The organism is Spirosoma pomorum (genome assembly GCF_054776615.1).
The window spans coordinates 178,275-204,953 of sequence record NZ_BAAHBP010000001.1; the positions used below are offsets into that span (position 1 = coordinate 178,275).

Annotated in this window: 27 protein-coding genes and 2 tRNA genes; 15 read left to right on the forward strand and 14 right to left on the reverse strand. The window is 51.1% G+C overall.

Annotated elements, in window-relative coordinates:
- Positions 1 to 93 precede the first annotated feature (93 nt).
- From ACYVAD_RS00700 to ACYVAD_RS00715, 4 genes are all read right to left on the reverse strand, one after another.
- Entirely contained in the window at positions 94 to 834 is a 741-nt protein-coding gene (locus ACYVAD_RS00700; RefSeq protein WP_461137546.1) for a hypothetical protein, read from the reverse strand.
- A 133-nt stretch (positions 835 to 967) separates the two neighbouring features.
- Positions 968 to 2,224 (reverse strand): arsenic transporter, encoded by a 1,257-nt coding sequence (locus ACYVAD_RS00705; protein WP_461137547.1) that lies wholly within the window; start codon positions 2,222 to 2,224, stop codon positions 968 to 970.
- Positions 2,225 to 2,369: 145 nt separating this feature from the next.
- Positions 2,370 to 3,494, reverse strand: a complete 1,125-nt coding sequence (locus ACYVAD_RS00710) for a metallophosphoesterase family protein (RefSeq protein ID WP_461137548.1) — start codon at positions 3,492 to 3,494, stop codon at positions 2,370 to 2,372.
- A 44-nt stretch (positions 3,495 to 3,538) separates the two neighbouring features.
- Complete coding sequence (locus ACYVAD_RS00715; protein WP_461137549.1) at positions 3,539 to 3,985, reverse strand: DMT family transporter; 447 nt, start codon at positions 3,983 to 3,985, stop codon at positions 3,539 to 3,541.
- A gap of 706 nt (positions 3,986 to 4,691) precedes the next feature.
- Between ACYVAD_RS00715 and ACYVAD_RS00720 the strand changes: the two genes are divergently transcribed.
- Positions 4,692 to 5,144, forward strand: a complete 453-nt coding sequence (locus ACYVAD_RS00720; RefSeq protein WP_461137550.1) for a hypothetical protein — start codon at positions 4,692 to 4,694, stop codon at positions 5,142 to 5,144.
- Between the two features lie 472 nt (positions 5,145 to 5,616).
- On the opposite strand, the gene ACYVAD_RS00725 is transcribed toward ACYVAD_RS00720, so the two are convergent.
- From ACYVAD_RS00725 to ACYVAD_RS00735, 3 genes are all read right to left on the reverse strand, one after another.
- Entirely contained in the window at positions 5,617 to 6,492 is an 876-nt protein-coding gene (locus ACYVAD_RS00725; RefSeq protein ID WP_461137551.1) for an AlbA family DNA-binding domain-containing protein, read from the reverse strand.
- A 318-nt stretch (positions 6,493 to 6,810) separates the two neighbouring features.
- Positions 6,811 to 6,884, reverse strand: a tRNA-Pro gene (locus tag ACYVAD_RS00730).
- Between the two features lie 77 nt (positions 6,885 to 6,961).
- Positions 6,962 to 7,048 (reverse strand) — tRNA-Ser (locus ACYVAD_RS00735).
- A 164-nt stretch (positions 7,049 to 7,212) separates the two neighbouring features.
- Between ACYVAD_RS00735 and ACYVAD_RS00740 the strand changes: the two genes are divergently transcribed.
- From ACYVAD_RS00740 to cdaA, 7 genes are all read left to right on the forward strand, one after another.
- Positions 7,213 to 8,175 (forward strand): vWA domain-containing protein, encoded by a 963-nt coding sequence (locus ACYVAD_RS00740; RefSeq protein WP_461137552.1) that lies wholly within the window; start codon positions 7,213 to 7,215, stop codon positions 8,173 to 8,175.
- A 52-nt stretch (positions 8,176 to 8,227) separates the two neighbouring features.
- Positions 8,228 to 8,920 (forward strand): tetratricopeptide repeat protein, encoded by a 693-nt coding sequence (locus ACYVAD_RS00745; RefSeq protein ID WP_461137553.1) that lies wholly within the window; start codon positions 8,228 to 8,230, stop codon positions 8,918 to 8,920.
- 18 nt (positions 8,921 to 8,938) lie between these two features.
- Complete coding sequence (locus ACYVAD_RS00750) at positions 8,939 to 10,114, forward strand: acetyl-CoA C-acyltransferase (RefSeq protein WP_461137554.1); 1,176 nt, start codon at positions 8,939 to 8,941, stop codon at positions 10,112 to 10,114.
- An 11-nt stretch (positions 10,115 to 10,125) separates the two neighbouring features.
- Complete coding sequence (locus ACYVAD_RS00755; RefSeq protein WP_461137555.1) at positions 10,126 to 11,064, forward strand: phosphoribosylaminoimidazolesuccinocarboxamide synthase; 939 nt, start codon at positions 10,126 to 10,128, stop codon at positions 11,062 to 11,064.
- An 85-nt stretch (positions 11,065 to 11,149) separates the two neighbouring features.
- Positions 11,150 to 11,560 (forward strand): STAS domain-containing protein, encoded by a 411-nt coding sequence (locus ACYVAD_RS00760; RefSeq protein ID WP_461137556.1) that lies wholly within the window; start codon positions 11,150 to 11,152, stop codon positions 11,558 to 11,560.
- Positions 11,561 to 11,572: 12 nt separating this feature from the next.
- A complete protein-coding gene (locus ACYVAD_RS00765; protein WP_461137557.1) occupies positions 11,573 to 12,523 on the forward strand; it encodes a ribonuclease Z in 951 nt (316 codons plus the stop codon).
- Between the two features lie 110 nt (positions 12,524 to 12,633).
- On the forward strand, positions 12,634 to 13,437 hold the full coding sequence (gene cdaA, locus ACYVAD_RS00770) for a diadenylate cyclase CdaA (RefSeq protein WP_461137558.1): 804 nt from the start codon (positions 12,634 to 12,636) through the stop codon (positions 13,435 to 13,437).
- Positions 13,438 to 13,444: 7 nt separating this feature from the next.
- Here the strand turns inward: cdaA and ACYVAD_RS00775 are convergent, their stop codons facing one another.
- Positions 13,445 to 13,852, reverse strand: coding sequence for a DUF4332 domain-containing protein (locus tag ACYVAD_RS00775; RefSeq protein ID WP_461137559.1), 408 nt, complete (start codon positions 13,850 to 13,852; stop codon positions 13,445 to 13,447).
- A gap of 66 nt (positions 13,853 to 13,918) precedes the next feature.
- Positions 13,919 to 14,095 carry a hypothetical protein gene (locus ACYVAD_RS00780; RefSeq protein ID WP_461137560.1) on the reverse strand — a complete coding sequence of 59 codons (177 nt, stop codon included), beginning with the start codon at positions 14,093 to 14,095 and terminating at the stop codon, positions 13,919 to 13,921.
- A 209-nt stretch (positions 14,096 to 14,304) separates the two neighbouring features.
- Here ACYVAD_RS00780 and ACYVAD_RS00785 point away from each other — a divergent pair, with 209 nt between their 5' ends.
- From ACYVAD_RS00785 to ACYVAD_RS00810, 6 genes are all read left to right on the forward strand, one after another.
- Positions 14,305 to 14,892 carry a hypothetical protein gene (locus ACYVAD_RS00785; protein ID WP_461137561.1) on the forward strand — a complete coding sequence of 196 codons (588 nt, stop codon included), beginning with the start codon at positions 14,305 to 14,307 and terminating at the stop codon, positions 14,890 to 14,892.
- 146 nt (positions 14,893 to 15,038) lie between these two features.
- On the forward strand, positions 15,039 to 15,446 hold the full coding sequence (locus ACYVAD_RS00790; protein ID WP_461137562.1) for a hypothetical protein: 408 nt from the start codon (positions 15,039 to 15,041) through the stop codon (positions 15,444 to 15,446).
- Positions 15,447 to 15,583: 137 nt separating this feature from the next.
- Positions 15,584 to 16,978: a GH1 family beta-glucosidase gene (locus tag ACYVAD_RS00795; protein ID WP_461137563.1), complete on the forward strand. Its 1,395-nt coding sequence runs from the start codon at positions 15,584 to 15,586 to the stop codon at positions 16,976 to 16,978.
- A gap of 88 nt (positions 16,979 to 17,066) precedes the next feature.
- Positions 17,067 to 17,480 (forward strand): DUF2267 domain-containing protein, encoded by a 414-nt coding sequence (locus ACYVAD_RS00800; RefSeq protein WP_461137564.1) that lies wholly within the window; start codon positions 17,067 to 17,069, stop codon positions 17,478 to 17,480.
- A gap of 83 nt (positions 17,481 to 17,563) precedes the next feature.
- The gene (locus ACYVAD_RS00805) at positions 17,564 to 18,844 is read left to right on the forward strand and encodes an acetyl-CoA hydrolase/transferase family protein (RefSeq protein ID WP_461137565.1); all 1,281 of its coding nucleotides are present in this window, start codon (positions 17,564 to 17,566) and stop codon (positions 18,842 to 18,844) included.
- A gap of 166 nt (positions 18,845 to 19,010) precedes the next feature.
- Positions 19,011 to 20,474, forward strand: a complete 1,464-nt coding sequence (locus tag ACYVAD_RS00810; RefSeq protein ID WP_461137566.1) for an MBL fold metallo-hydrolase — start codon at positions 19,011 to 19,013, stop codon at positions 20,472 to 20,474.
- Between the two features lie 108 nt (positions 20,475 to 20,582).
- Here the strand turns inward: ACYVAD_RS00810 and ACYVAD_RS00815 are convergent, their stop codons facing one another.
- The 3 genes from ACYVAD_RS00815 to rsmA all read right to left on the reverse strand — a co-directional run bounded on the left by ACYVAD_RS00815 (position 20,583) and on the right by rsmA (position 23,913).
- Positions 20,583 to 21,473: a sugar phosphate isomerase/epimerase family protein gene (locus ACYVAD_RS00815; RefSeq protein WP_461137567.1), complete on the reverse strand. Its 891-nt coding sequence runs from the start codon at positions 21,471 to 21,473 to the stop codon at positions 20,583 to 20,585.
- A 204-nt stretch (positions 21,474 to 21,677) separates the two neighbouring features.
- On the reverse strand, positions 21,678 to 23,030 hold the full coding sequence (mgtE, locus tag ACYVAD_RS00820) for a magnesium transporter (RefSeq protein ID WP_461137568.1): 1,353 nt from the start codon (positions 23,028 to 23,030) through the stop codon (positions 21,678 to 21,680).
- 76 nt (positions 23,031 to 23,106) lie between these two features.
- Positions 23,107 to 23,913 carry a 16S rRNA (adenine(1518)-N(6)/adenine(1519)-N(6))-dimethyltransferase RsmA gene (gene rsmA, locus ACYVAD_RS00825; protein ID WP_461137569.1) on the reverse strand — a complete coding sequence of 269 codons (807 nt, stop codon included), beginning with the start codon at positions 23,911 to 23,913 and terminating at the stop codon, positions 23,107 to 23,109.
- Positions 23,914 to 24,171: 258 nt separating this feature from the next.
- Here rsmA and ACYVAD_RS00830 point away from each other — a divergent pair, with 258 nt between their 5' ends.
- Complete coding sequence (locus ACYVAD_RS00830; protein WP_461137570.1) at positions 24,172 to 24,693, forward strand: GNAT family N-acetyltransferase; 522 nt, start codon at positions 24,172 to 24,174, stop codon at positions 24,691 to 24,693.
- Between the two features lie 29 nt (positions 24,694 to 24,722).
- Here the strand turns inward: ACYVAD_RS00830 and ACYVAD_RS00835 are convergent, their stop codons facing one another.
- Both ACYVAD_RS00835 and ACYVAD_RS00840 read right to left on the reverse strand, forming a co-directional pair.
- Positions 24,723 to 25,145, reverse strand: coding sequence for a putative quinol monooxygenase (locus ACYVAD_RS00835; protein ID WP_461137571.1), 423 nt, complete (start codon positions 25,143 to 25,145; stop codon positions 24,723 to 24,725).
- Between the two features lie 88 nt (positions 25,146 to 25,233).
- The gene (locus ACYVAD_RS00840) at positions 25,234 to 26,217 is read right to left on the reverse strand and encodes an aldo/keto reductase (protein ID WP_461138503.1); all 984 of its coding nucleotides are present in this window, start codon (positions 26,215 to 26,217) and stop codon (positions 25,234 to 25,236) included.
- Positions 26,218 to 26,679: the final 462 nt, after the last annotated feature.

The window sequence follows — 26,679 nt, forward strand, 5'->3', positions numbered from 1 at the left end:
GGTAATCTAGTATCGTAAAACGTGTTTCATCGGGATGTTAAGTAAGAAGAAAAACCGGAGCCAATCTGGTACGAATGACTCCGGCTCCCTCGGTTATTGAATAAGATATGACTGGCCACCCACCGTCAGCACCGACGCACGCACCGTGGCATGTTTTTGCAATTGTACCTGTCCTTCACCCAGTGGCTGGGCGTAGCCGTCGATAGTAACGGTACTGCCCTTCGGAGCCAGTGTCGCCAGTTGTCCGGCCACGTGCGGGGGCACTTTTACGACCGTCTGATCACTCATGATCAACCCATTTACCTGCCCTTCCCGGTTAAGCTGATAATCTGCCACTTTACCACTGATGCTTTGCCGCGTTGGCGTTACTGGGTTCTGGGGCTGGGATGGCGGAGCATCAACGACTTGCGCTTTGCCCGCGTCGAGCTTCACGAGTTTGAACGTCGCTTCGCCCATTGGGCTAACCTCGCTGTAGCCCGTTACGGTTACGCGGTTCCCCGCTTTAACAGCCGCGTTAACCTGCTGCCCCAGGTGCGAACCAAACCGTACGGTCTGCGGAGTGGTGTTGGCGTTTATCGTAAAGCCGTTTAGAATACCGTCCTCGTTAGCAGTCAGTTGCCCTACCGTACCCGACAACGTCGTCAGCGACGTGATGGTCTGAGCCTGAGGGCCTCGCGGTCCCCGTGGCCCACCGGGCATGGGTGGTCTTGGGCCGGCATCGGCTAGTTGAACCGGAGGAGCAGGAGTCCCGGCTGGAATCTGAGCGTGAAGCAATGGAGCGACTAACGTACCTAGCAGCAGGGCGGTGTATAGGGTTACCTGTTTCGTTTGCATGACTTTTGTTGTTTTGTTACGCTGGCAAACCTACGGGCACCAGCTAAGTGCAAACTGAAGATGGAATTAAGTTTTCTTAAGCTTCGGCGTTACGTCTCCTTACACCACACAAGGATCATTTTTGCTATTGTCACTAGAATTGATACTGTAACCACACAACGGCCAGACTCGCCAGTAAGGCAATCAGCATCACTGGTATGCCCAGTTTCAGGAATTCCCACGCACTGACCCGTATTCCCTCGCGACGTAACGCGACCAGCCACAGAATCGTAGCCAGCGAGCCGGTAACGGATAAGTTAGGGCCGAGATCGATCCCGATCAGCAGAAAGCTCTTGACCATGTCCGGAATATCACCGGTCTGCACCACCGAGCCTACGATCAGGCCTGCCGGGAGGTTATTCATCAGGTTACAGACCAGCGCCAGCCCTACCCCACTCAACCAGGCCGCCTGCGTGACTGAGCGAGCCGTTTCCTGCTGCAACAAAGTGGCTAACTGATCGACGAGTCCCGTTTTATTCAGGCCTTCGACCAGCACGAACAGCCCGGCAACCAGTGGCAGCACCGACCAGGATACTTGTTTGATAACACTCCATGGATTGGTTCTTGTCTTCACCATCACCACGATGGATGTCAGGATACCCGCAACGGCGGTTGGCAAACCTAATTCAGCGTCCAGAGCCGATGCACCCAGCAATACCAACGCCGTCAGGGCGATTCCTATCAGGGCTAATTTACCCCCCGTCGACAGGGTAGGTACGGGAATATTACACGCGACGGGCTCCTGTAAACTATCCCGCTGGGTAAAGCGAAGTACAGCGTACGTAATCCCAATCGATACGATTGAGGGCAATCCGTACTGGGCTAGCCAATGCACCAGCGACGGCATGTGCGTACCATAGATAACCAGATTGGCCGGGTTAGAAATTGGCAGCACGAACGAGGCCGCGTTCGCAATGAACGCGCAGATGAACAGGTACGGCAACGGCTTCTTTACGTCGGCTGCCTTTACCGCAGCTGCCACTGCCGGGGTCAAAACGACCGCCGTGGCGTCATTTGACAGAAAGGCCGTAACAACGATACCGACGAGATAAACCAGTCCGAACAGTCGAATGGCTGACCCGTCGGCCCGATTGGTCGCCTGAACCGCCAGCCAGTCAAACAATCCCTGATCACGGGCTGTCTCAGCCAGCAGCATCATACCGGTCAGAAAGAGGTACACGTCAGTCCCTTTCCTGACGCCCTCCAGCGCTTCGGCGGGCGTAATCAGTCCAAGAATAAGCAGCAAACCAGCCCCGGCGATGGCCCAAACAAATTCGGGCACATTGAACGGGCGAATAATAATACCGGCAATGGCAACCAGTGCAATGATCCAGATACTACTGATGACCATGTTGATTAAGAGAAACTGTCTAAAAACCCCTAAATCCCCTGAAGGGGACTTTTCTCTTGTTAGAACCAAGTCCCCTTCAGGGGATTTAGGGGTTTTTAGACCTACTGCTAGTTAACTTTTAGGCAGTTTGTAAGAATAAATAACATTACCACGCGCTACCGTTTCGATTGGGTCCCAGCTGCGTTCCCAGAATACCATTCTGAAGCCAGGCACCAACTGAGTCAGCATCGCTCCCCTGCTTGTGTCGCATTAGCTGCGACGTAAAGGGGGTTTTCAGGTCTATAGTATGACGACCGGGGTGGCCTCGCTCGTCAGCGGCCTCGACCGTGAGCATCAGGATTGGCTGATCGACGATGTCCAGTTCGGCCTCCCAGTATTTGCCATCCGGCGACATTGCCATGAGTACTGGCAACCCCTGATTTAACTGACAAGTAACGTGCCTCAGCGGCTGGTTTCCCAGCACGACAGCCCGCACTATCGTTAGCCCGCCAACAGGTGGCTGATCGTCCTCCCGCCACAGTCGATAGTCAGCGGGTGTCGTTATCAAAACGAACGGAAACGCGTCGTGCAAGCCCTTGAAGCGCCAGCTGACCTTCCCCCGATCGATACTAACGAGTGAATACCCAACGGGGCCTTCCTCAATTTGGCCGGTCGAGCGCGTTGCCGCAAAAATAGTGTGTCCGTCGTTCGCCAGCTCATTGTAATGTGTATGACCCAGGTCGACCAAGACTACCCGGTGGTCAGCAATCAGCCTATTCAGTGCATACGTTTCCTGTTCGTCTACGCAGTCAGCCGGATACGTGTGCATAAACAAAACGACCGATTCCTGCTGATCCCTTGCCTGACCGAGCTGATCGGTTAACCAGGCCAGTTGCTCCGCGCCGAATTTGAAATCGGGGCCGCCCGTCCCGCTACCGCACATATCCAGAAATACGCATCGAATGCCCTTCACGGTAACCGCCATCGGCAGCTTACGCGTCATGGGCATCGAGTAGAAAGCATCCAGGTTCCCCGACGCCATGTCGTGATCGCCCGTGATGATGTACACGGGACTGCTCAACAGTTTCAGGCCCGTCGCCACCAGCTCGTATTGTTCGGGGAGGCCATCGTCGGCATTGTCGCCGGGGAGCACCATAAAATCCGTGTACTGGCGACATTCGGTCTCCAGTTGTACCAGGATCAACAGAAAATCGAGGTAGTTCTGATCGATAGCCTTCTTGATGTGCAAATCGCCCAGATGAGCAAACAATAGTGGTTCGTCTGTATCCATCAGCAAGCGGTTCGTAGCGATCAAATTCGGGAGAGTGAACTAAATCAGTATTTAGAAACCAGATAGATCCCCCCAATTAATAGCAAGGCTCCGGCAATCCGGCCCATGCTCAGCGGATGCTGTTGCATACCAAACCAGCCGTACTTATCGATCAGCAGCGACATCAGGATGTTGGCCGTTATCGTCAGACCCGCCAGCGTTCCGGCTCCAACCTTATTGACAAACATCAACCCTACCACAACCGCCACGGCTCCTACCAGACCGCCCAGTGGTGCCCACCAGGGCATTGTAGCCAAGCCCTCTCCGGTCGGCAGGGGTTTGGGCAAACATAAAAAAACGCAGCTCAGCAAGGCTACGATCGGCAGAAATGAAATAACGCTGGACAGCCACGGATTAGTGACTGATTTAAGCAACGCCCCGTTCATGGGCGGGCCCCAGGCTTGCAGCGCGCCAGCTGCAAGAATTAGCGGGTAAAGCCAGGCTTGATTCATAATTTATGTGTCTTTTGGTGATTCAATTCGACTCGTGCGCCCCGATAGCCAGGCACGTCGTCCTCTCAATTAACTTACGCCAGATGTGGACTTCTATCTGTTTTATGAACGCAACTACTACCCTTGTTGCGCGTCTGTAACCAGGTGATTACTCTCCTTAATACCACAGTATATATACTGATTCATAAATCAAATGGTTTTTGATATCTTCGATTGGACATTCGCTCATAAGTACAGACCCAACTCAACTCAATCCTTTAATTATCAGAACTTTAAAATATAAGTAGAAATAAAAATTACTATTTCTAAACAGCGTTACTAATCCATAAATTAATCCATTTTTAACAGCTTTTACCTATACTACTTTCCTCGCTCTATAGAATGGACTAAGAAACATATATTACCGCGAAAGCCAGAATTGAACCGGATACACTATCTATAGGACGAACAAGGACAGTATCTCGCTGGGCGTTGATTAGGATACTGACTCTATCGTGGGGACGATAGCCTTTATCAGCCGTGTCAACGCACGGTCTATCCGGTGCGGTAAATAGTTTGATAGGAACTGCGCAGATCAAAAAACAGATAAAGAGCCGAGAAACCCTTATCGGCCCCTGCGGACATACAGTAACAAATGCGCAAAACGTATAAGTATAGCACAAAAATTGCAAGCTCAACTTGACGGTCAGTAAACGCAATTTGAGCTATGATACACTCTACTTTTTTACGTGTAAAATATCTATCGGCCCTGCCTTTGTTGATAGGGTTATTGAGCTTTAACGCATCAGTACCTCTCCCAGCCGGGATTAACGGCGATTTCATTGGTGATCACAACCAGCAATCCAGTATTTGTTCTCACCCGATTCAGTTTAGCCTCTCCAACAGCGACTCAACGACGTCGGATTTATTGGTAGTCAAGTTCTTGGGCAATGGCGGTAAAGCCGAAGGAATAGAAATAACGGGCGTTGACGGTGGGTCGGTTACTAAGACTAGCCGTAACGAAGTGGGAATACGCCTGGCCAGCGGAGAATATGCAACAATCAATCTTAAGGCGCACTTCACGAACGTAGAACAGCGGGTGACCGGCTACATCAACGGGGCCAACGCCGATGCCGTTAACGTTAGCTTTGGTTCACAAGCCCAAACAGCTTGTAAATAGTTAAGAAGTTATCGTAGACAACTACCGGTATGAATGAAATGCGGGGTCCAAAGTAAACGTAGATAGACCAGCTCGTTACGGTAACACCCAATTAAGCTCCCCCAGTACCCGAAACCGATATGTAATATATATACACATAGTAAGGGCGAATAGTAAGGGCGAAACATGTTACCTAACAGTGTGGCTCACCTTCGTTCACTTTGCCGAAGAGCACGGACTGGGTAGCCCGACAGTGCTTGAATACTGGATCAGTCAGACCATCGTTCAGGCCAACAACATTCGCACTTTCTTATATAAATATTCTCGAAACCAGAGTTTTTTCGAAAATCCTTGACAAACCACAATTTTTTGCTTCCTCAAACACTTCTTGTCATCGCTGCGAATTGAGACGAATTTTCGAGCTTGCAATAAAATAATAGGTCAGATCCTTTTCTATATGTTCACTAACCTACTTTGTATTCTGCATATCGTTTTAACGAATCGAAGAAATAGCTTTTACAATCTCTTTAAATACTTCTAAAAACTTTTTATCCCGATCTCCAATTACTAATGGTGGCGTCGACCCCAGATCAACATCAAATGTCTCTTCGTACTTGTTACCCAAGACGTCAGAGTATTCTAACCTTAACTTCATGTCCTTGGGGAATGATTTCCCAGATGTAGCGAAAAGGTCAACGTCAAAGAAGAAAGGGTTTTGCATGTCTATTAGGGGAATACTTATTGGGAAATCATGCGCCCGCTTTTCAAGAATTTCTGGATATGCACTTAGCGATATTGTTATGTCTGTCGCTGGTGCATTTGTTATAGCTACTACGCCAAGCTGTAGCACCTGTTGATAATCAGGTTTAAGTCTTAGTAGATAGGTTAGCTTTGGCTTTGCGTTATAGCGTTTAGCACGTATGGCTTCAACAATAAAGTGCCTAGCTGGCACCGTATGGCTTCCTGCACGTATATAATAGCAATGATCCGAAGCCATATGGGGACCTACATTACTTTCTTCAACAAATACGCACAGGACAGCATGTTCCTCTTTTAAAAATCCCCTTCCCTTTATATCTTCTAATAGTATTACGCTGTAGATAGGTCTGGGCTCGACCAGATTCATGATGTTGTCTACCCAATCCTCTATTGGTCTTTTCCCATATATCTTAGAAATTCCGCCATCAACATCGCCTGATTTATCATCTATGCCTACTACAAAGTAGCCCCCTCCTGTATTAGCAAAAGCCGATGCTGCCTTTTGTAGCTTTTCCTTTATCTTATCCCAACTGGTTAAGCTAGACTTGTATTCATAATAGTCATTTTCTTTGATGGGGAGCTGATCAATATCAATAGCCTGTGAATTCATGCCTTACAATTGCTTATAGTGGGAACCTTCCAATTATAATCATATCTATCAGGTACTCAGCCTCCCTTCCTAAACAGAAAAGTTTTGTCCCAAGCAGAAAAGTCGTTGTAGTCTGCCTTGAAGATTTCGGCAACACTAACCTCGCAACGACGGCTAGTAGATTCCGCAACGAAAATGTCCTCTAGCCAGTGTCGAAGAAAAATACCTTTTTGTGCCAAGCTTCATCCGGTGTTGTTCGCGATTTGCTGCCGAAAAACTACCAGCAATCCAGGCAAAAACAAAAAATCCTCAAATCAGATCGATTTGAGGATTTTGTTGTCGGGGTGGCAGGATTCGAACCTACGACCTCCTGCTCCCAAAGCAGGCGCGATACCGGGCTACGCTACACCCCGAATTTTGTGAGTGCAAAGGTAATCAAAATTTTTGATGTTCCTAATTACTCGTGAAAAACTTTTTTCAAGTTTCTCAGCGGAGAGAGAGGGATTCGAACCCTCGGTACCGTTACCAGTACGACAGTTTAGCAAACTGTTCCTTTCGGCCTCTCAGGCATCTCTCCAGGCAATTATCCGCTTCCGGACGATTGGGACACAAAGATATGGTGATTCGGCGTTTTCGTCAAGGGGTAAGTTCTAAAATCTTTTTTGAAGCCGTATTTTCGCCTCAGCAACGTATTCAGCCAGAATCGGCATCTGGTTCTGTTTCAGTCTGGTTAGCATCTGTATGAACTGGCTCTATCAATTTTCAACCACCGAATTTATTTTTATTGGCCTGTTCGTTCTACTGTATGTGCTCTACATAGGCCGCGTTTTCTGGGTAGCCCGTCAGCTTAACACGTCGGCCTGGGGGGTAGTCCCCAAGTTTTTTCTGCGGGGTAGTTATTTAGTGCTTCTGATTGTTGCCTTACTGGGTCCCTCCTTCGGCGAAGCCAGCGAAAAACTCGAAACCACCGCTCGCGACGTCTTTATGATCGTGGACGTGTCCCGATCGATGGCGGCCAATGATATTGTTCCTTCCCGGCTCGAGCGGGTCAAATACGACGTACAGCAACTTAGCGATACGTTGCTGGCCGATCGCTTCGGGATCATTCTAACGGCGGCCGAACCGTTCGTCCTGTCGCCCCTCACCGCCGACCATAACGCGCTTAAACAATTCGTGCAGCATATTCAGCCTAACCCAGCCTCGTCGGGAGGAACCGACCTGTGTAGCGCTGTAGCGCTGGCTCGGCAAAAATTCGTCACTGATTCAACGACCCGGCAGAGTACCCGGGCGCTTATTCTATTCAGCGACGGCGAAAACTTTGGCCCCTGCGAACGGGCTGAACTGGGGCGGCTTCGGCAGGATAATATACCACTGATCACCGTAGGGATTGGCACCGAAGCCGGCTCGTCGATTCGGGATGGAGCCGGTTTTGTACGGGACAATGACAATCAGATTGTACGCAGTCGTCTGAACCGCTCGTTTCTACAGAATCTCGCCCGCGACAGCCGGGGCCGTTACGTGGAGGCCGACGCCGACGGTCGTTACGTCTACGAATTAGCTGGTATACTACGGTCGTTGCAGGGGCCGTTTACCAACCAGCAGCAGATTGCCATTTCGACAAACAAGTACTACTATTTTCTGCTAATTGCCCTAGGACTCATTCTTATTGACCTGTTAGTTACGTTCCGAACATTTCGATTGTGAGCGCATCTCACCGATTCCGCTTAATTTTGGCGACTCGTCCGTTCATCCGTCTATGATTTATCTGTTCATTGCCGCCTGGTCCTGGCTAACCAACCCACTGTTGTCGAATCAGATTTCGCGCAACAACCAGGCACGGCAGCAGGCGCAGAAGGCCTATGACGCGGGCAATTACCAGGAAGCGCTGACGCTCTATACGTCCCTGACCCGGACAACAGCGCTCGACCCGGCGGTCCGGCTCAATATGGGCCATACGTATTTTCAGTTGAGACAATATCAGAAAGCCCGTCCCCAGTACGAGGCTTTGCTACGTTCCGATAAGACAGCTTTACGTTCGGTAGCGACTACCCAGTTGGGTGTCATTGCGTGTATGCAGGAAGACAGTGCAACGGCGTTGATTTTATTTCAGCAGGCGCTGCTTGAAGACGCAAACAACGAATCGGCCCGTTATAATTTTGAACTGATCAAAAAGACCTTTTCGGGAAAAGCTCCCGCCGGTAAGCTCCGCCAGCAGCAGGTCAGTCGGCAAAAGCAGCAAGCTAGTCCCAATCAGTCGATGAGCCAGCAACAGGTGGAGCGGTCCGACGAGCAGGACGAACTGCTCCGTCGGTTCCAGCGGCTGAACCTGAGCGAAGCCCAGGCCCTGCAACTACTCGACGCCATGCAGAACGATGATCTGCCGTACGCCCTGACCCGGTCGGCCCGCCCCACAACGACGAAAGCCGCAGCGGGTGGGAATCGCTGGTAAACTCAACTACTAGAACTTATGAACGAAGTTGTCATTGTTTCGGCCGTCAGAACCCCCATCGGGAGTTTCGGGGGCGCTCTGGCCCCGCTGTCGGCTACCGATCTGGGAGCGATTGCCATTCGGGGTGCATTGAGCCGGGCGGGTGTTCAGCCGGATCAGGTGCAGGAAGTGTACATGGGCAACGTCGTGTCGGCCAACTTAGGACAGGCCCCTGCCCGGCAGGCTGCGCTCAAGGCGGATTTGCCAGCGACGATACCCTGCACAACGATCAACAAAGTATGTGCGTCGGGCGCGAAAGCCATTATGCTGGCCGCTCAGACGATTCAACTGGGCCAGGCCGACGTAATCGTTGCCGGCGGCATGGAAAGTATGTCGAACGTACCCTATTACGTTCCCCAGGCTCGTTTCGGTTATAAATACGGCAACGCCGAGTTAGTTGACGGCCTGGCACGGGATGGGTTGGTTGATGTGTACGATCAGTGCGCGATGGGCGTTTTTGCCGACCGCACGGCTCAGGAATACAGCATCAGCCGCGACATGCAGGACGCCTTTACGGTACAGTCCTATAAACGGGCCGAAGCCAGTACCAAGACGGGGCAGTTTGGAGCGGAAATTGTTCCGGTTGACGTAGTGGGGCGTAAAGGCACGATTACGGTGAACGAAGATGAGGAGTATGCAAACGTCGTGTACGACAAAGTCCCGAAACTCAAACCAGCCTTCTCGGCGGATGGTACCGTAACAGCCGCCAGTTCCTCACCCATCAGCGACGGTGCGTCGGCACTGGTGCTGATGAGTCGCCGGAAAGCTGACGAACTAGGCGTCAAGCCGCTGGCCCGGATTCTGGCCTACGCCGATGCCGAGCAGGAGCCGCAGTGGTTTACGACGACTCCGGCGAAGGCCGTACCGCTGGCGCTGGAGCGGGCGGGTTTATCGGTAAATGACGTCGACTTTTTTGAGGTTAACGAAGCGTTTGCGGTCGTGCCGCTGGCGTTCAGTCAGCTGCTGAATGTGCCGCAGGAAAAACTGAACGTGCTGGGAGGAGCTGTAGCGCTGGGGCATCCGCTGGGTGCATCGGGAGCCCGGATCGTAACAACATTGACAACCGTATTGAATCAACATAACGCCCGCTATGGTGTAGCCGGTATCTGCAATGGTGGTGGTGGAGCCTCAGCCATTGTCCTAGAAAAACTCTAATTCGTATACTCGTGCCTATTTCTAAAACAAACTTTCAATTTCCTGGCCAGACGGCTTTTTACCGGGGTAAAGTCCGGGACGTTTACTCGTTTCCCGACAAACTGATCATGATCGCGTCGGACCGGATTTCGGCCTTCGACGTCGTACTGCCCCGGCCGATTCCGTTCAAAGGCCAGGTGTTGAACCAGACTGCCCAACATTTCCTGAAAGCCACTGCCGACATCGTTCCCAACTGGCTGCTGGACGTACCCGATCCGAACGTCAGCGTAGGGCTTCGTTGCGAGCCCTTTGCCGTGGAGATGGTCGTTCGGGGATATCTGGCTGGTCATGCATGGCGGCAGTATCGCGACGGACACCGGACGCTGTGTGGTGTTTCGCTGCCCGACGGTCTGCACGAAAATGACCAGTTGCCTCAGCCAATCATCACACCAACGACCAAAGCGCACGAAGGACACGATGAGGATATCAGCCGGGAGGAAATCTTGCGGCAGGGCATCGTTAGCGAGGACGATTACGTTCAGCTGGAGAATTACGCGTTGGCCCTTTTTGCGCGGGGTACCGAAATGGCTGCCGAGCAGGGGCTGATTCTGGTTGATACGAAATATGAGTTTGGTAAGCTGGACGGAAAAATCTACTTGATCGATGAGGTGCATACGCCTGACTCGTCACGCTATTTTTACGCGGCTACTTACGCTGAAAAACAACAGGCTCAGGAGCCCCAGAAACAGCTCTCGAAAGAATTTGTACGGGAGTGGCTCATTGCCAATGGGTTTCAGGGAAAAACGGGACAGACGATCCCTGAGATGTCCGACGAATGGCTGAATCAGATTTCGGCCCGGTACATCGAGTTATACGAAACCGTAACCGGAAAATCCTTCCAGGCGGCTGAGGATACGGCCCCGCTCCAACGAATCGAAACGAACATTCTTAAAACTCTAACGATTAATTGAGGTTCGACAGTAAGGCTTGTTGCCAGCATGCATTGTTTGACGGTGGCAACCGGTCTTCCTTTACCTGATCTACATCTTAGACACTATGAACTATTCCATCGAAAAAAACGAACAATACGCGCTGGTTCGACTCGCTGAATCGGCGTTTGAAGGCGACGTTCCCACGACCTTTGAAACGCTGAGCCGCTCGCTGTTCCGGGAAGGCTACAGCAACATCATTGTGGATGCTGCATCGGTAGAAACTATTGACGAGGACGGCATTAGCGCCATACGTAAAGTCAATCGTCAGTGCACCAACGAAGAAGGGTTACTGATCGTAGTGACTAAAAATGAAGACCTGATCGACGAGATCGACGCGTCTAACCTGGGCGACTTAACCATTCTGCCTACAGTTGAGGAAGCGGTTGATGCCGTCTTTATGAATGAATTAGAAAATGATTTCCGGAGCGAAAGCGATGACGAGTTTGATACCGGCAGCGCTTTTGGTCACGACTAAGTACACTTTTTGATGACCGACCACGAATCCGATACGCACCGATCCGCCAGTCAGCCGTTTGCCCTCACTATTCTGGGGGCCGGATCGGCTACGCCCACGCTGAACCTCCACCCCACCGCCCAGTTACTGACAATTGGCAACGACTATCTCCTGATTGACTGTGGCGAGGGGACGCAGCTGCGGCTGTTGGAAAAACGAATCCGGACGAGTCGGTTACGGTACATTTTCATCAGTCACCTCCACGGCGACCATTATTTTGGCCTGGCCCCACTCCTGTCGACCATGAACCTGGGCGGGCGCACGGAGGATTTGTACCTTTTTGGTCCGCAGGGGCTGGACGAGGTGCTGACGACGATCTTTCGCGTATCTGACTCACGGCTGGGGTATAAGCTGCATTTTCAGGCGGTCGACCCGCTCCAGTCAACGTTTCTGCTCGATCATCCGCTGTTTACCGTTACGTCGATTCCGCTCCAGCACCGGATTGCCTGTAGCGGTTATCTTTTCCGGGAAAAGCCGCACAAGCCGCATCTCCTCCGCGAGAAACTGCCCGACGACGTGCCGGTTCACTACCTGAAACAGCTCAAAAATGGACAGGATATTCTCGGAGCCGATGGTCAGATTCTCTACAGGGCGGATGAGTTTACGCAGCCTGCTCTCCCGCCCCGCTCCTACGCGTTTTGTTCCGACACCCGTTACGTAGCCGAACTAGCACCCTTACTTCAGGAAGTCAATTTACTCTACCACGAAGCAACCTTTCTGGACGACAACGCTCAGCGGGCCGCCGAGGTATACCACAGTACGGCCCGACAGGCCGCTACACTAGCGGCTCAGGCTCGGGTAGAGCGGCTGCTGATTGGTCATTTTTCGTCGCGGTACAAAGAGTTCGACAACTTCCTCGTTGAAGCTAGGTCGGTCTTTCCGGAAACGTATCTGGCCGTAGAAGGTGAGACCTGGAACGTTTGACAGCCTAACCAGTGATGGGCGGCAGATTCATCAATACCAGTGGATAGACTAACGGAGCAAACAGGCCGGATATATCTTTATATTTACCCCCGAACATTACCCATTGATGCATGCTGGCTTTTCGCCTGGGATTTTTGAATATCGGCTGGCTCGACCTGATCGATATTGGATTAGTTGCCCTGCTTATTTATCAGATTTATAACCTTGTCCGGGGTAGCGTTGCGAGCCGGGTTTTTATTGGTTACCTGCTGGTATATTTTACCTACTTGCTCGTTAAAGCATTAGGCCTGCATCTGCTCACCACCATTCTGGAGTATTTTATCAGCGTAGGAGCCCTGGCGCTGATTATTATTTTCCAGCACGAAATCCGGCGTTTTCTGCTGTTCGTTGGTAAGTCCACCAATTTCATCAACAACCGCTGGATTCGGCGGCTGGTACTCCGTCAACCTCGCCCAACCGACACTCAGACGCCCCTGAAGCCGCTCATAGAGACATGCAAAACCCTTAGCGCCGAGTTCTCGGGCGGTCTGCTGGTGCTTCAGCGGAATGACGATCTGGAAAAATTTATCCAGTCGGGCGAAATCGTCAATGCCAACGTATCAAAACTGTTGCTGCTGTCTATTTTTAGTCAGTACAGTCCACTACACGACGGAGCCGTTATCATCAGCGGAGGGAAGATTTTGGCGGCTCGCTGCATTCTGCCCGTTTCGGAAGACGACGATTTACCACCGGCCATGGGGTTCCGGCACCGGGCGGCACTGGGTATGAGCGAAGCTACGGACGCGGCTATCATTGCGATTTCAGAAGAAAGCGGTCGTCTGTCACTGGCAATCAATGGCGAGCTGCACGCCAATCTTTCCCTTACCGAACTCGAAAATCACCTGGACAATTACCTGCGCGAAGCCAAATACTAATCCTCGCTCATTCTTCCAGCAGATCGGGTAGTGTTTTGGCTTCCGCCACAAAAGCCCGAATCTGCTCCAGTGACGGAGGGCGCTGGGTGAACTGCCGGACCGCATTGACCGTAATAAGCTTCGGATGCAGCTCGTCGGCCTGCTGCTGGGCCAGCTCTTTAACAGTGTTTACGTTTATCTCTTCCAGTAAATCGCAGTATACCCGACCAATCCCTTTAATGCGGGTCAGATCGGCCCGGCGAGCTAATTGCAACAGCGTGGTTGCGTTTAGTCCCGTTGAAGCGGCCAGTTTATTCCGCTGCTGACGGGTTCGAGTAATATCCAGCAGTGCTGTCGTATCAGTTATGCCCTGTTTTTTCAGAGTCTTCTGAATGGAATCTGTCAATCCTCGGAGTTCTCCCAGTGTAGCGCTCATGGTCAAAACATTTAAAATGTCGACTGACGATTAAACGGGAGCAAAACCTACCGTCTAACATACTTGTTAGCGCACAAGATATTTTCTACGGGTATCGTTGATGAGAAATTTTTTCTGAACGGTAAAACTTTCTGGATGCACCTGCTCAAATTCTCGCTCCCACTGACTATAGCGATCTGGTTCAGCCTGTTTGAATTGGTCGGCGTTAATCTTCTTCTGGGTCAGATATTCCTCGAAACTCATCCTTTTTTGGGTAGTCGTTAACAAAACAGGGGCCGCCAAAACGGTCGCTTACGGGTCTACAAAAGTACGAAAATGTGTTACGTTCAGCTTGTTCACTTTTTCACAATAGTCATACAGTAGGTATTATTCAATTATCCCATTCAGTCACTTATCGCATCATCAATCAGTTGTTAGGGCGTATACTTGCAGCTCATTAAATCCATGTATCAATGAGACATCTTTTCCTAACGTTGTGCCTGTTAGCGGGCTTTGCTGCCCATGCGCAGACGTTCAAGCCTTTTAAGGTCAACCTGTCACTGGGGTATGCCAAGCCACTTGGCTCATCCGTTTCGGGTGGATTCCTGGCTTCAGTGGAGCCTAAATATGGTTTGAATGACAATATTGATCTGGGGCTTCGGCTGGAAGCAGCGATCGTTGCCCGGGGAGTCGTTGTTAATGGCAATACTACATCAGGCGATGTTGGCTTCTTCGGGTCCTACCTGCTAACCGGCAACTACTTGTTCGGGCAGGGAAACACACGTCCGTTTATCGGCGTTGGGGCCGGGCTCTATAACGTGGCCTCGGCGGGCACCATCGTTGTCGTTGATGGGCAAACCAGACAGGATGTTACGCTAACGGGGGCAACGAAATTTGGTTTCATGGGCCGGGCCGGCCTCAAGACTGGTCACTTCGTGGTTGGCGTTGAGTACAATGCCGTCCCTACTACCCAGAATCGGGGCACAACATCGACCATCGAAAGCCAGAATACGTATCTGGGCGTTAAACTTGGGTTCGATATTGGCGGGGGACGTCTTTAATTGCAATACGCAACGGGGCCATTCGGCCCCTTTTTTTATCCATTCGTCGGGATCAAACGGGCATTTAGCCGATAAATAGCCTGGTCGATTAAACGCAGCGGGTGATTTTGTCTCTAACGATCAGTAAACACTAAACAATACCGATCATGAAAAAGACAATCATTGCCGCCTTTGCTTTCGTACTGATGACCGCTGGTGCAACCATGGCGCAACGTGTATATTCGGCTCCTTTTGATAACCGTGGTCCTCGCGGTGGTACGTACTACGACAGGGACCAAGCTCAGGATGAATTAAAAATTGACCGGCTGGACGCCCTGGTTGGTCTAAGTCGCAAACAGCAACGCGAGCTACACCGCATCGAAGACCGGTACGATCAGCAGATTGCCCGCACCCGGATGACGCCCGAAGGCTACCGCCGGTTCAACGAGCAAAAACGCGTGGAATTTCTATCGGTACTCACCAGCTCACAACGCGAGCGGCTGTTTGCGCTGCAACAAAACAACCGACGTAACAACGCCTACGGTTACGACCGTCGGGATCGCCGGGGGTACTAAATAAAGCAAGTGACGTACATTGAGCCGGTCGGGGTTTGTGAAGTAAATGTTAATTTATGTCACAGACCCCGACCGTTTTTAATGAGGGCCGTACTTTTGGCGTAGTCATCATCAGTAGCTTGCCTGACCGAGTACGTATGCCAGTTGATACGCCCATTTTTGATCGCCATGCGTTCGGGAAGAATTTTGTGTGGGGAACAGCCACCGCAGCTTATCAGATTGAGGGCGCGGTAGACCGCGACGGGCGGGGACCATCCGTGTGGGACACGTTCTGCCACCAGAAAGGACGTATCAAAACCGGCGAACATGCCGACCAGGCCTGCGAATTCTACGACCGCTACGAATCCGATCTACAGCTCCATAAATCATTAGGTTTCGACGCCTTCCGGTTCTCCATCGCCTGGTCCCGCATTTTACCCGACGGCCTTGGCCCCGCGCAGGGCGGTCGGATAAACGAGGCAGGGCTGGCATTCTACGACCGTTTGATTGACCACTGTCTGGCGCTGGGCATGACGCCCTGGATTACGCTCTACCACTGGGATTTACCGCAGGCCCTTGAAGACCGGGGGGGCTGGCCTAACCGGAACATTGTTGGCTGGTTCGCTGAATACGTAGACGTCTGCACGAAAGCGTTCGGCCACAAAGTGAAGAACTGGATCGTGCTGAACGAACCACTGGCCTTCTCGGTACTCGGCTATTTTACCGGTCAGCACGCTCCCGGACGACGTAGCTTCCGAAGCTTATTACCAGCAATTCACCATACAACACTGGCTCAGGCAGAAGGCGGTCGGATTGTGCGGCAAAATGTACCCGATGCGCAGGTAGGCACTACGTTCTCCTGCTCGCCCGTCCATCCGTTTACGGATTCGACCCGCGACCAGGCCGCTGCTGTCCGCGTCGATGCCCTCCTTAACCGGCTCTTTATTGAGCCTTCGCTCGGCCTCGGTTATCCGGATAAAGAGCTGCCCTTTCTGGCGAATATCAAAAAGAAAGTGGCCCACCCCGGCGACATGGAGCGGCTTGCCTTCGACTTCGACTTCATCGGCTTACAGCACTATTTCCGCGCGGTCGTTGAATCTTCCTACTTCATGCCTTACCTCTGGGCTAAAGATGTGTCCCCCCTGCGCCGGGGCGTTGACAAGATTACCGAAATGGGCTGGGAAGTGAATCCGGAGAGTATGTACCAGATCATTCAGCAGTTTGCGCGGTACGACGGTGTCAAAAAGTTATACATCGCCGAGAGCGGGTCGGCCTTTTACGATACGGTTCAGAACGGTGTCGTTCACGATCCCGACCGACTGGATTACCACCGGCAATGCCTGCATCAGGTATTACGTGCCCAGCAGGATGGTGTTCCCGTCGCGGGTTATTTCGTCTGGACCTTTCTGGACAATTTCGAGTGGGCCGAAGGATACCGGCCTCGCTTTGGGCTGGTTTACGTTAATTTCCGTACCCAACAACGTATCGTTAAGGCGTCGGGGCAATGGTTTCAGCAACTATTGGCGGCTCCTAACCCAGCAACTATCTACTAGTAAGCCTACTAACTTTACCCCAATATTCTAAACCCCTGCCTTGATCAGGGAGTTGTCTGCATACTAACCAACCAAGTTGATCAACGTTATGCAGTACCCTGAATTTATTCACGCAGCCAAAGAAAAGCTCGGTGTTGAGTCCGAGCAGGAAGTACTTGATATTACCCGCGCTTTTCTGCACACGCTGACCGAACACCTAGCCGGTAATGCCGCCGATAATCTTGGCGCTCAACTGCCAGCTCCCCTGCTGGACATTATCCGGGAAATTGATCCGGAAGACCGCGACCAGGGCGAGCGCTTCAAACTAACGGAGTTTTATGAGCGGGTTGCCGATAAGCTGGGCGTCGACGACGAAACCGGCAAGCAGCGCACTCACCAGTTCATGGAGGTCTTTAGCCAGATGGTGACTGAAGGCGAGCTGCACAAGATTAAAATTACTCTGTCGGACGATTACGCCCCTTTATTTGACGGTCAGCCTTCGACCCAAAATACTCATCAGTAATCAGCACCCAATCTTTGTGTAAATCGGAGGGACTAGCACAGGCTATTCCCTCCGATTTACACATTTTTTATAAGCTCCTCTTTATGATACACCTCCCCATTACTACTCCCGAAGGGGCTGTTTCCAGCATACAGTCCGGCAATCGGGTTTTTATTCACAGCGTTGCCCAGACCCCCCATGTCCTGATCCAGGCAATGGTAGCAAGGGCCAGCGAACTGCGCGACGTCGAAATCTGTCACATGCACACCGAAGGGCCACTGCCCTATCTGGATGAGCACTATCAGGGCTCATTCAAGCCTAATTCGTTCTTTATCGGAGCCAATATGCGGAAGCAACTCAACCAGGGTATCGGTGATTACGTACCTATCTTCCTGAGCGAGATTCCGCTATTGTTTCGGCGTAATATCCTGCCCATCGACGTGGCTCTTATCCAGGTGTCGCCCCCTGACCAGCATGGCTACTGTTCGCTGGGACCGTCGGTCGACATTTCTCTGGCGGCTATCCAGATGGCTAAATACGTGGTGGCTCAGATTAATCCCAATGTGCCCCGCACCCACGGTGATGGTTTGATCCCAGTGTCGATGCTACACGCAGCCATCGAAGTAGATGAACCAATTTACGAAGTACCCTTGCCGCAGATTTCGGCTACGGACCGTAAGATCGGGCAGTACGTAGCCAGTCTGGTCGACGATGGCGCTACGTTGCAATTAGGTATCGGCGGTATTCCCAATGCAACACTAGCGGAACTGGTTCATCACAAAGGGCTGGGAATTCATACGGAAATGTTCTCCGACGGCGTCCTTGACCTGGTTGAGCGGGGCGTCATCACCGGTGAACACAAAGCTGTACTCCCTCACCGAATCGTATCAACATTTGTGATGGGCAGCAAGCGAGTGTATGACTTCATTGATGACAACCCAATGGTGACGATGAAGCAGGTAAGCTATACCAACGATACGTCCATCATCCGGCGCAATCCCAAAGTAACGGCTATCAATTCCGCCATCGAGATCGACCTGACAGGGCAGGTATGTGCCGACACAATTGGCACGTATCAGTACTCAGGAGTGGGTGGTCAGATGGACTTTGTGCGGGGCGCATCGCTGTCAGAAGGCGGTAAGCCAATCATTGCGCTGGCTTCTTCCACGAGAAATGGTCAGAGTAAAATCGTCCCCTTCCTGAAAGAAGGAGCTGGCGTAACGACGACCCGCGCCCACGTTCACTACATTGTTACCGAATTCGGTATTGCTGATCTGTACGGCCAGAATCTCCGTCAGCGGGCTCGGGCGCTCATTAACATCGCCCACCCCGACCATCGGGAAGCGCTGGAACGGCAGGCCCACGAGCGATTTGGGCGTTATTAAACTAACGTACCAATGCGGCTGCGTTATTCTCATAGCCGACTAACCGGCTGTTTTTGACCAGTCTGGCGGGCTCTTTTCAATTGCGTAGACAAATTACACAAGGCTATGAAGGATGAGATAGGGTCGTAACGTAGCTTTGTCTACTACGATCCTATTCGCTACTCTTATGTCTTCCTTCTGGCTGTTTTTAAGCTGGTTTTACGTTCCTGTCGTTACGGGTAGTCTTCCAGCTCCCGATCCACTTCAAACTTGCTGGAATAAGCAGGTCAAGCCATTACAAAATCAGTTTCTGACGCTTACTTACCAGGAGCAAAAACAGGAGATGGAACATAGTGCGGAGCCGTGGCAGCAAACGCCCTATCAGGCCACCGGAACCGTATGGGTTAACGCGTCTCAGTTCCGCCAGGCGGATACCCTTCTCAGCCCTACCCGCAACAAGACATACTACGCCAAAATCCAGGCTACTGAGCAGACGATACTGAAACTGGATCACGGTCAGGAGAAGCTGGCCTCTGTTACGCGGCAGATGCTGACCGAACAACTGCTGCACGAAGCGCGCTACTCGCCCGTTCGGCTTATCGAATACGCCTACCAGCATCACATCCGTCCCGACTCAAAACGGAGTACAGCGCAGCGTACCTGCTACCCTCTTTCCATTAATGAGACGACGGTTTGTCTCTTCATCCGCCGGTCAAATGGATTGCTTGACCAGATCACGCTTTTGGCGCCCGATGATATGCTGGGAGATTTGCTGACGACCATCCGGTATGAGAATTATACCTCAGCCAATCAGAGCTGGCAACCAACCCGGGTCACTATCGACAAAGTAAACGGGAAATTGCACGACCAGGTCCAACTCGTCCGCAGCACCATCGTTCCAACCGCGCCGAAATTACTTGATGCACCGGCTGACTATCAACTAGCTTCGAGCACTGCCCCTACCCCCACCGCCATACCGGAAAAATACAACGAGCACATCCATTTTGTTACGTTGCCCCACACCGACGACCGGGTGATGATCGTCGAATTCAAAGACTTTCTGCTCGTTGCCGAAGCTCCGCTCAGCAGCCAGAATGGCGAATTAATCATCCAGCAGGCTCGTCAGTTAGCGCCAACTAAACCCATTCGCTATTTCGTGTTTGGGCATCACCACCCGCATTATCTGGGTGGTGTGCGCCCTTTTGTCCATAAGGAGGCCACTATTTTGTGTAGTCCGGGTAACGAAGCGTACGTGCAGCAACTGGTTCAGGCGCCACACCAATTACGTCCAGACAGTCTGCAACTATCGCCCAAACCGCTTAAACTAGAGTCCGTTGGTGCGCACAAAACGATCAGCGACGGCGAATTCAGCTTGGATATTTACCACATTGGCAAGCTATCGGCGCACACGAACGATTTTTTGATTTTTCATTTTCCGAGCGAGCAGTTGCTATTTGAGGACGATCTGGTGTGGATACCCAAAACGGGCAAGCCAGCCCGGGTTAGCGCCCGGCAAACCGGATTGTATAAGGCAATTAAGACGCTGGAATTACCGGTACGGACTATCGTTCAATCCTGGCCGGTTGCTGATATGGGCGTTAAAACGACCATATCATTTTCCGAACTGGCAGCTTCTGTAGAGGGTAAGTAAGGGCGAAGGCTTCTTCAAACTGGTTTAGAGCAAGGCCTTCTGAAACGTAAAAGGGGGTGGGAGACCTATTTGATCCCCCATCCCCTTTCTACTCTTTTCCGAAAGTGACTACACTTTCAATTTCTCAATATTCTTGTAGCTGATCGCAATTGACTCCAACGGGGGCAGTTTGCAGACATCCTGTTCTACGAAGTAGTGTGTCATACCTGCTGTCTTCTTCGCGTCGAAAATGCGCTGAAAATCAATAGAACCCGTTCCAACCGGAGCGAACGCCCGTTCAGCCGTTTTTTCCATGTCTTTTACGTGCCACAGCGGGAACCGGCCCGGATGCTTTTTGAACAGCTCGACGGGGTCCTGCTTGGCAAACGTAGCCCAGTACAAATCCAGCTCGAACTGCACCAGTTTCGAGTCGGTCCCTTTAGCCAGGATGTCGTAGGGTAGTTGACCGTCCATTTCCTGGAATTCGAAATCGTGGTTGTGGTAGCAGAACTGAATACCTGCTTTTTTACACGTTTCGGCCGACTTATTAAATAGTTCGGCGAACATCTTGTAGTCGTCCAGCTTGGTACGTTCCTGTGGGAACAAGTACGCGCAGACCATGTATTTCTGCCCGATGGCAGCCGCATCGTCAACGGCCCGTTGCCATTCGTTGGTCAGCGTACCTTTCATATTCGGCATTGTTTTGCCGGACGTGTAGTGGCCGCTTGGTGCTTTTAGGCCCAGTTCTTTCAGAAGCGCCGAAAACTCTTTGGGCGTTTTTCCAAAAAATTTACCGTCGTTATACCCGAACGGTTCCACCTCCTTATAGCCAATCTCAGCAACTTTTCTCAGCGTACCGTCCGCGTCTTTCCCCATGGCTTCACGCAACGTATACAGCTGAAGGCCAACCTGCTTGGGAGCAGCCGCGAACACATTCATGGTAGGCAGCATGGCCGCCGAAGCAGCCAACGCACCCAGACGCAGAAACTCCTGGCGGGTGATTTTAGAATTGTTATTCATGTGAGAGAATCAGGTTATTCGGTACGTATCTAATGTCCATACCGTAGATGGACGAAAGGTACGTAGAGTTTAATTTCGACTCACATAAAATCGGGCAATACTGAGATTTTTTTGTCTGTTTCGGGGCAGAAATTGCGAACTGGAACGACTACACAATGCCACCCAAAGGTAGAAACGGGCAGTTTTGAGCAATAATCAACTTATCTACAACTCAGCCAGAAGGGTCTGGGCAATCATGAAATAAACACCAATACCAATCAGGTCATTGGCAGTTGTAATAAACGGCCCTGAGGCCACGGCAGGGTTAATCCCTATCTTATTGAGGAGCAAGGGCGTTACGGTTCCCATGAAGGATGCCAGCAACACAACGGCTAAAAGGGACATAGCCACAACGAAAAACAACCGGGGCTCGCCAATCAGGAAGGTGTACGTACCGGCAATCAACCCGACGACCAGTCCATTGATGATGGCTACCAGCAACGTCCGTAGTAGCCGTCGACCCAGCGTAGTACTCAGGCCGGACGTATCGGCCAGGCTTTGCAGAATCAGCGAAGAAGTCTGTATCCCGACGTTCCCACCCGTTGAGCCAATGATCGGTATGAAAGCGGCCAGCGCGGCCACTTTGCCTAGTTCACTCTGAAAACCATTGATGACGGTAGCCGCCAGCAGACTGCCCACCGCCCCGGCAACGAGCCAGGGAAGCTGCACTTTTGATCGCGCCCAGACGCTGTCGTCTTCCTCAACCTCCCCCGACAGACCGGAAATCACCTGAAAGTCCTCTTCGGCCTGCTCGGTAATGACATCGACGATATCGTCAATCGTGATCCGCCCCAGCAACCGCTGCTGAATGTTAACCACCGGAATCGCATCCAGGTCATACCGCTGCATCACCTCAGCCACTTCGTTGACGGGCCGGTACGTTTCCACGAAGACGACATCATCTTCGTAGATATCCGCAATTTTCGTTGTCTTACGGGCCAGTACGATCTTCTTCAACGAAACCAGCCCTAGGAGTTTCCCCTGATCGTCGACCACGTAAATGGCATAGACGTTTTCAACATCCTCGGCCTGCTGCCGGATCTCCTCAATACAGGCGTTGACGGTCAGATTAACGTTGATTTTGATCAGCTCTTTCTGCATTAGCCCACCCGCTACGCTGTCATCGTAGTGAAGCAGGTCAAGAATAAAGCGAGCCTGTTCGCGGTCTTCGAGTAGGCCAATGACCTCCTCCCGAATCTGAATCGGCTGTTCGTTCAGTACGTCTACGGCATCATCCGAATCCATCTGGTTGATAAACGGCGCCAGTTCTTCGGACGTAAAGGTTTTCAACAGACTGGTTCGATCAGTAGGATCAAGATTCGCCAGGATCTCCGCCCCCACCGATCGATCCAGCAGGCTCAATAAATAATGAGCGGACTGGGATTCCAACTCATAGAGAATCTCCGAAATATCGGCGGGATAAAGCTCTCCCATCTCCGCTCGAAGCTGGGCATCATCACCCGCTTCGATAGCCGTCTGGAGTTGCTCAAGATATTCTTTAGTCAGTTCGAAAGTCATTGGGGAAGGAGGAAAGGGAGAAGAAAGGGAGGAGGGGGAGGAAGGGGGCCGACTATACCCCTTTTTTCCTTCCTCCTTATTCTTTTTCTTCCATCAATTTCGTTAGTTCAACGAATTCGGCTACACTAAGTTGTTCGGCGCGTTTGTCCATAAACCGGCTGGCCAGCGCGGCCTCTGACGGGTTCAGTGGCTTCAGGGAGTTCCGCAGCGTTTTTCGCCGTTGTCCGAATCCATGCTTAACGACCTGTGTAAACTTCCGTTCATCACACCCCAGGTCAGTTACGTTATTCCGACGTAACGAAATAACGCCCGAAAACACTTTGGGGGGAGGATTAAAGACCTCGGGCGGCACGGTAAACTCGTATTTGATATCGTACCAGGCCTGGAGCAGTACGCTCAGAATACCGTAGTCCTTGTTACCCGGTCCCGATGCGATACGCTGCGCCACCTCCCGCTGAAACATTCCTACAACTTCGGGGACCCGCTCACGTATGTCCAGCACCCGGAACAAAATCTGGGTAGAGATATTATAAGGGAAGTTGCCAATCACGGCGAACGGCTCCGTACTAACCTGTTTTGTCGGCAATAAGTCGGTGCGAATATTCAGGAAATCAGATGCCAGTATCCGTCCTTCCAGAGCCGGGAAATTCTGATTCAAATAATCAACGGACTCTCGGTCGATTTCAATGACGTAGGTCTCAAACCGCTTATCCTGAAGCAGAAACTGCGTTAATACGCCCATGCCCGGACCAATTTCCAGCACTTTGGTATAGTTCTGCCCATCGGCGGTGGGGTGCCCCGTCAGCAAACCGGCGATGCGCTGGGAGATGCTGAGATCGGTCAGAAAATGCTGGCCAAGTTCTTTTTTAGGTTTTACGGACACAATCGGGCGCGTTAAATTTCTGCCGCAAAGGTACGGGGATGAAGGAAAACAAGTAGCGCTTGTTTTCTCCCGGCCCCTGTGAATTATTTATGAACAAGCTATTGCTCGATAATACGTAAAGGATAGTAGTTTGCTAAAGCGACAACAAAGCCTGTGTAAGCTATGTAATGTCAAGGCCGGACCAGCCATCATAGCCAAACCGGACTAGAATCATCATCCAGTCTGCTAGTAAGTTTACCTGTAGCTATAGAAAAATCCATGACACAACTAACAATAGACAAAGCCGATCTTAGCGACCTACCAGCTCTACAACTAATCGGAAGAGAAACATTCTTCGAAACCTTTGCTCAGAGCAATACAGCGGCCGATATGAAGACGTATCTGGAGGAAAGTTTCAGTGAAGAAAAAGTGCGGGATGAACTGACCAATCCCGACTCTATTTTCTTTATAGCTCGTGAAGCAGGAAATCCTATCGGGTACTTAAAAGTAAACGTGGGGCAGGCCCAGACAGAGCTGCGGGACGAAACCGGGCTCGAAATCGAGCGGATTTACGTGAAGAGCAGTCATCACGGAAAGAAAGTTGGTGCTCTACTCTACAAGAAAGCGCTGGCAGTTGCCCAGCTGATGAAGAAATCCTACCTGTGGCTGGGAGTCTGGGAAGAAAACCCCAGAGCCATCCGATTCTACGAAAAAAATGGGTTCATTACGTTCGACAAACATCTGTTCAACGTGGGCAACGATGAGCAAACGGACATATTAATGCGAAAATACCTGAAATGAACGATTGCCTTTCCAGAGAGGACAGCGGCCTACCGTTTATCGTCCGTCAGTTTTCTAAAGAGTACAGGCATCGTGGCGGCATCTAAGGCATTCATGTCAATTAGCTTCAACGACTTTACCATGTTGAGCGTAGTAGTCTTGTACCGTTGAAAATGGGCTGTTTTTAGGTGTTGCTCATAAGCCGCTTTGCTGGCGTAAATTTCCAGAATCCTTACCTGCGTCGGGTTTTCTTTCTGGTACATAGGAAAGATTGAAATGACGCCGGGTTCCAGCTTTACCGACGCAGCCGCTTCCTCTGTCAGTATGGCTTTGTATTCGTCCAAAAAGGACGGGACTATATCAATTTCGGCAATACGTACCATCATGTCTTTTTGCTGGGCCGAAATGGTACAGCAATTAATCAGCAACAGAACTAAAATCAGTAAGAAAGGAAGTAAGGCCTGGGCTTTCATAGAGTTCACTGGGGTGTTTGATACGATTTCCACTAGGAAGGAGAGCGACGAGATTACAAGGTCGCTCTCCTTCACAATTTATTGCGGCTTAACGCCCTACCATTTTTTGTAGTTGTTCAGGATAACGAGCTCCCTGTACATCAATCGCACCAATGGCCTGCGTGATTTCGGCCAGGTCATCCCCACTTAGCGTGATGGCAGCCGCACCAAGGTTTTCCTCCAGTCGATGCAGTTTAGTTGTACCCGGAATGGGAACAATCCACGGCTTCTGAGCTAATAGCCAGGCAAGGGCGATCTGGGCAGCTGTCGCATTCCTTTCTTTAGCCAGCTTACTCAATAAACCAACGAGAGCCTGATTGGCTTTTCGGTTCTCTTCCGAAAAACGAGGAACAACGTTGCGAAAATCGCTCTGATCGAACGTTGTGTTCTGATCAATTTTACCCGTAAGAAATCCCTTGCCCAGCGGACTGAATGGCACAAAGCCAATGCCTAACTCTTCCAGAGTTGGCAGAATTTCGTTTTCTGGCTCTCGCCACCAAAGTGAGTATTCGCTTTGCAGGGCCGTTACCGGCTGAATCGCATGCGCTTTGCGAATGGTACCGACGCCTGCTTCGGAAAGTCCAAAGTGCTTTACTTTCCCCTCTTTGATCAACTCCTGAACGACCCCGGCTACGTCTTCGATAGGCACAGCCGGATCAACCCGATGCTGATAGAATAGGTCAATAACATCGGATCTCAGTCGTTTCAGAGAAGCTTCGGCAACAGCTCGAATATTTTCTGGTCTGCTATCCGTTCCCAGTGCCGTTTTCCCTTCTTTGAATCCGAATTTCGTGGCAATCACTACGTCCTTCCGGAACGGTTCCAAAGCCTCTCCTAATAGTTCTTCGTTTTCGTTCGGACCATACGCTTCAGCAGTATCAAAGAACGTAACACCCCGCTCGAAGGCATTACGAATGAGATTAACTGCATCTTGCCTACTGGTGGCTGGACCAAGGCCAAAACTCAATCCCATGCAGCCCAGACCAAGGGCTGAAACGTTCAGGCCGCTTTTACCTAATTCTCGTTTTGGTATCATGATCTATAGTTGAGTTATCTTATTCTCTTAATTGTACATAACCATTTCTGAACGGCTTTTCCTACATCGATTGCCTTTGCGGTCGTATTCATTCTATCCATGAATGATTCAGGCGCGTGCCTTTGTTGAATCGGAATACCTATACACTCAACCCATTACTGGTATCCGTCGTTTGGCTACCTTCTAAAGTGACGATCTCCCCAATCTGTTTTTTTGATATTATTAAGCAAAGGTCCCTGCTTCTTCTTCACTGAATAGTATACAGATTACGGATTTATCTACCAAGATTCCTGATCGGGACGTAATCATCCGCAAACGGACTTATAAACGGAGCGCTTCATTTATCCGAACGTAGCAAAAGTTAATGTACGCCCGTGAGGATGACGTGACTTACGCGGAGTGGCCTATTTGTATGCCTTGTACAAGACCTAGGCAAACGGCATTACAGTCAGCCGTTCT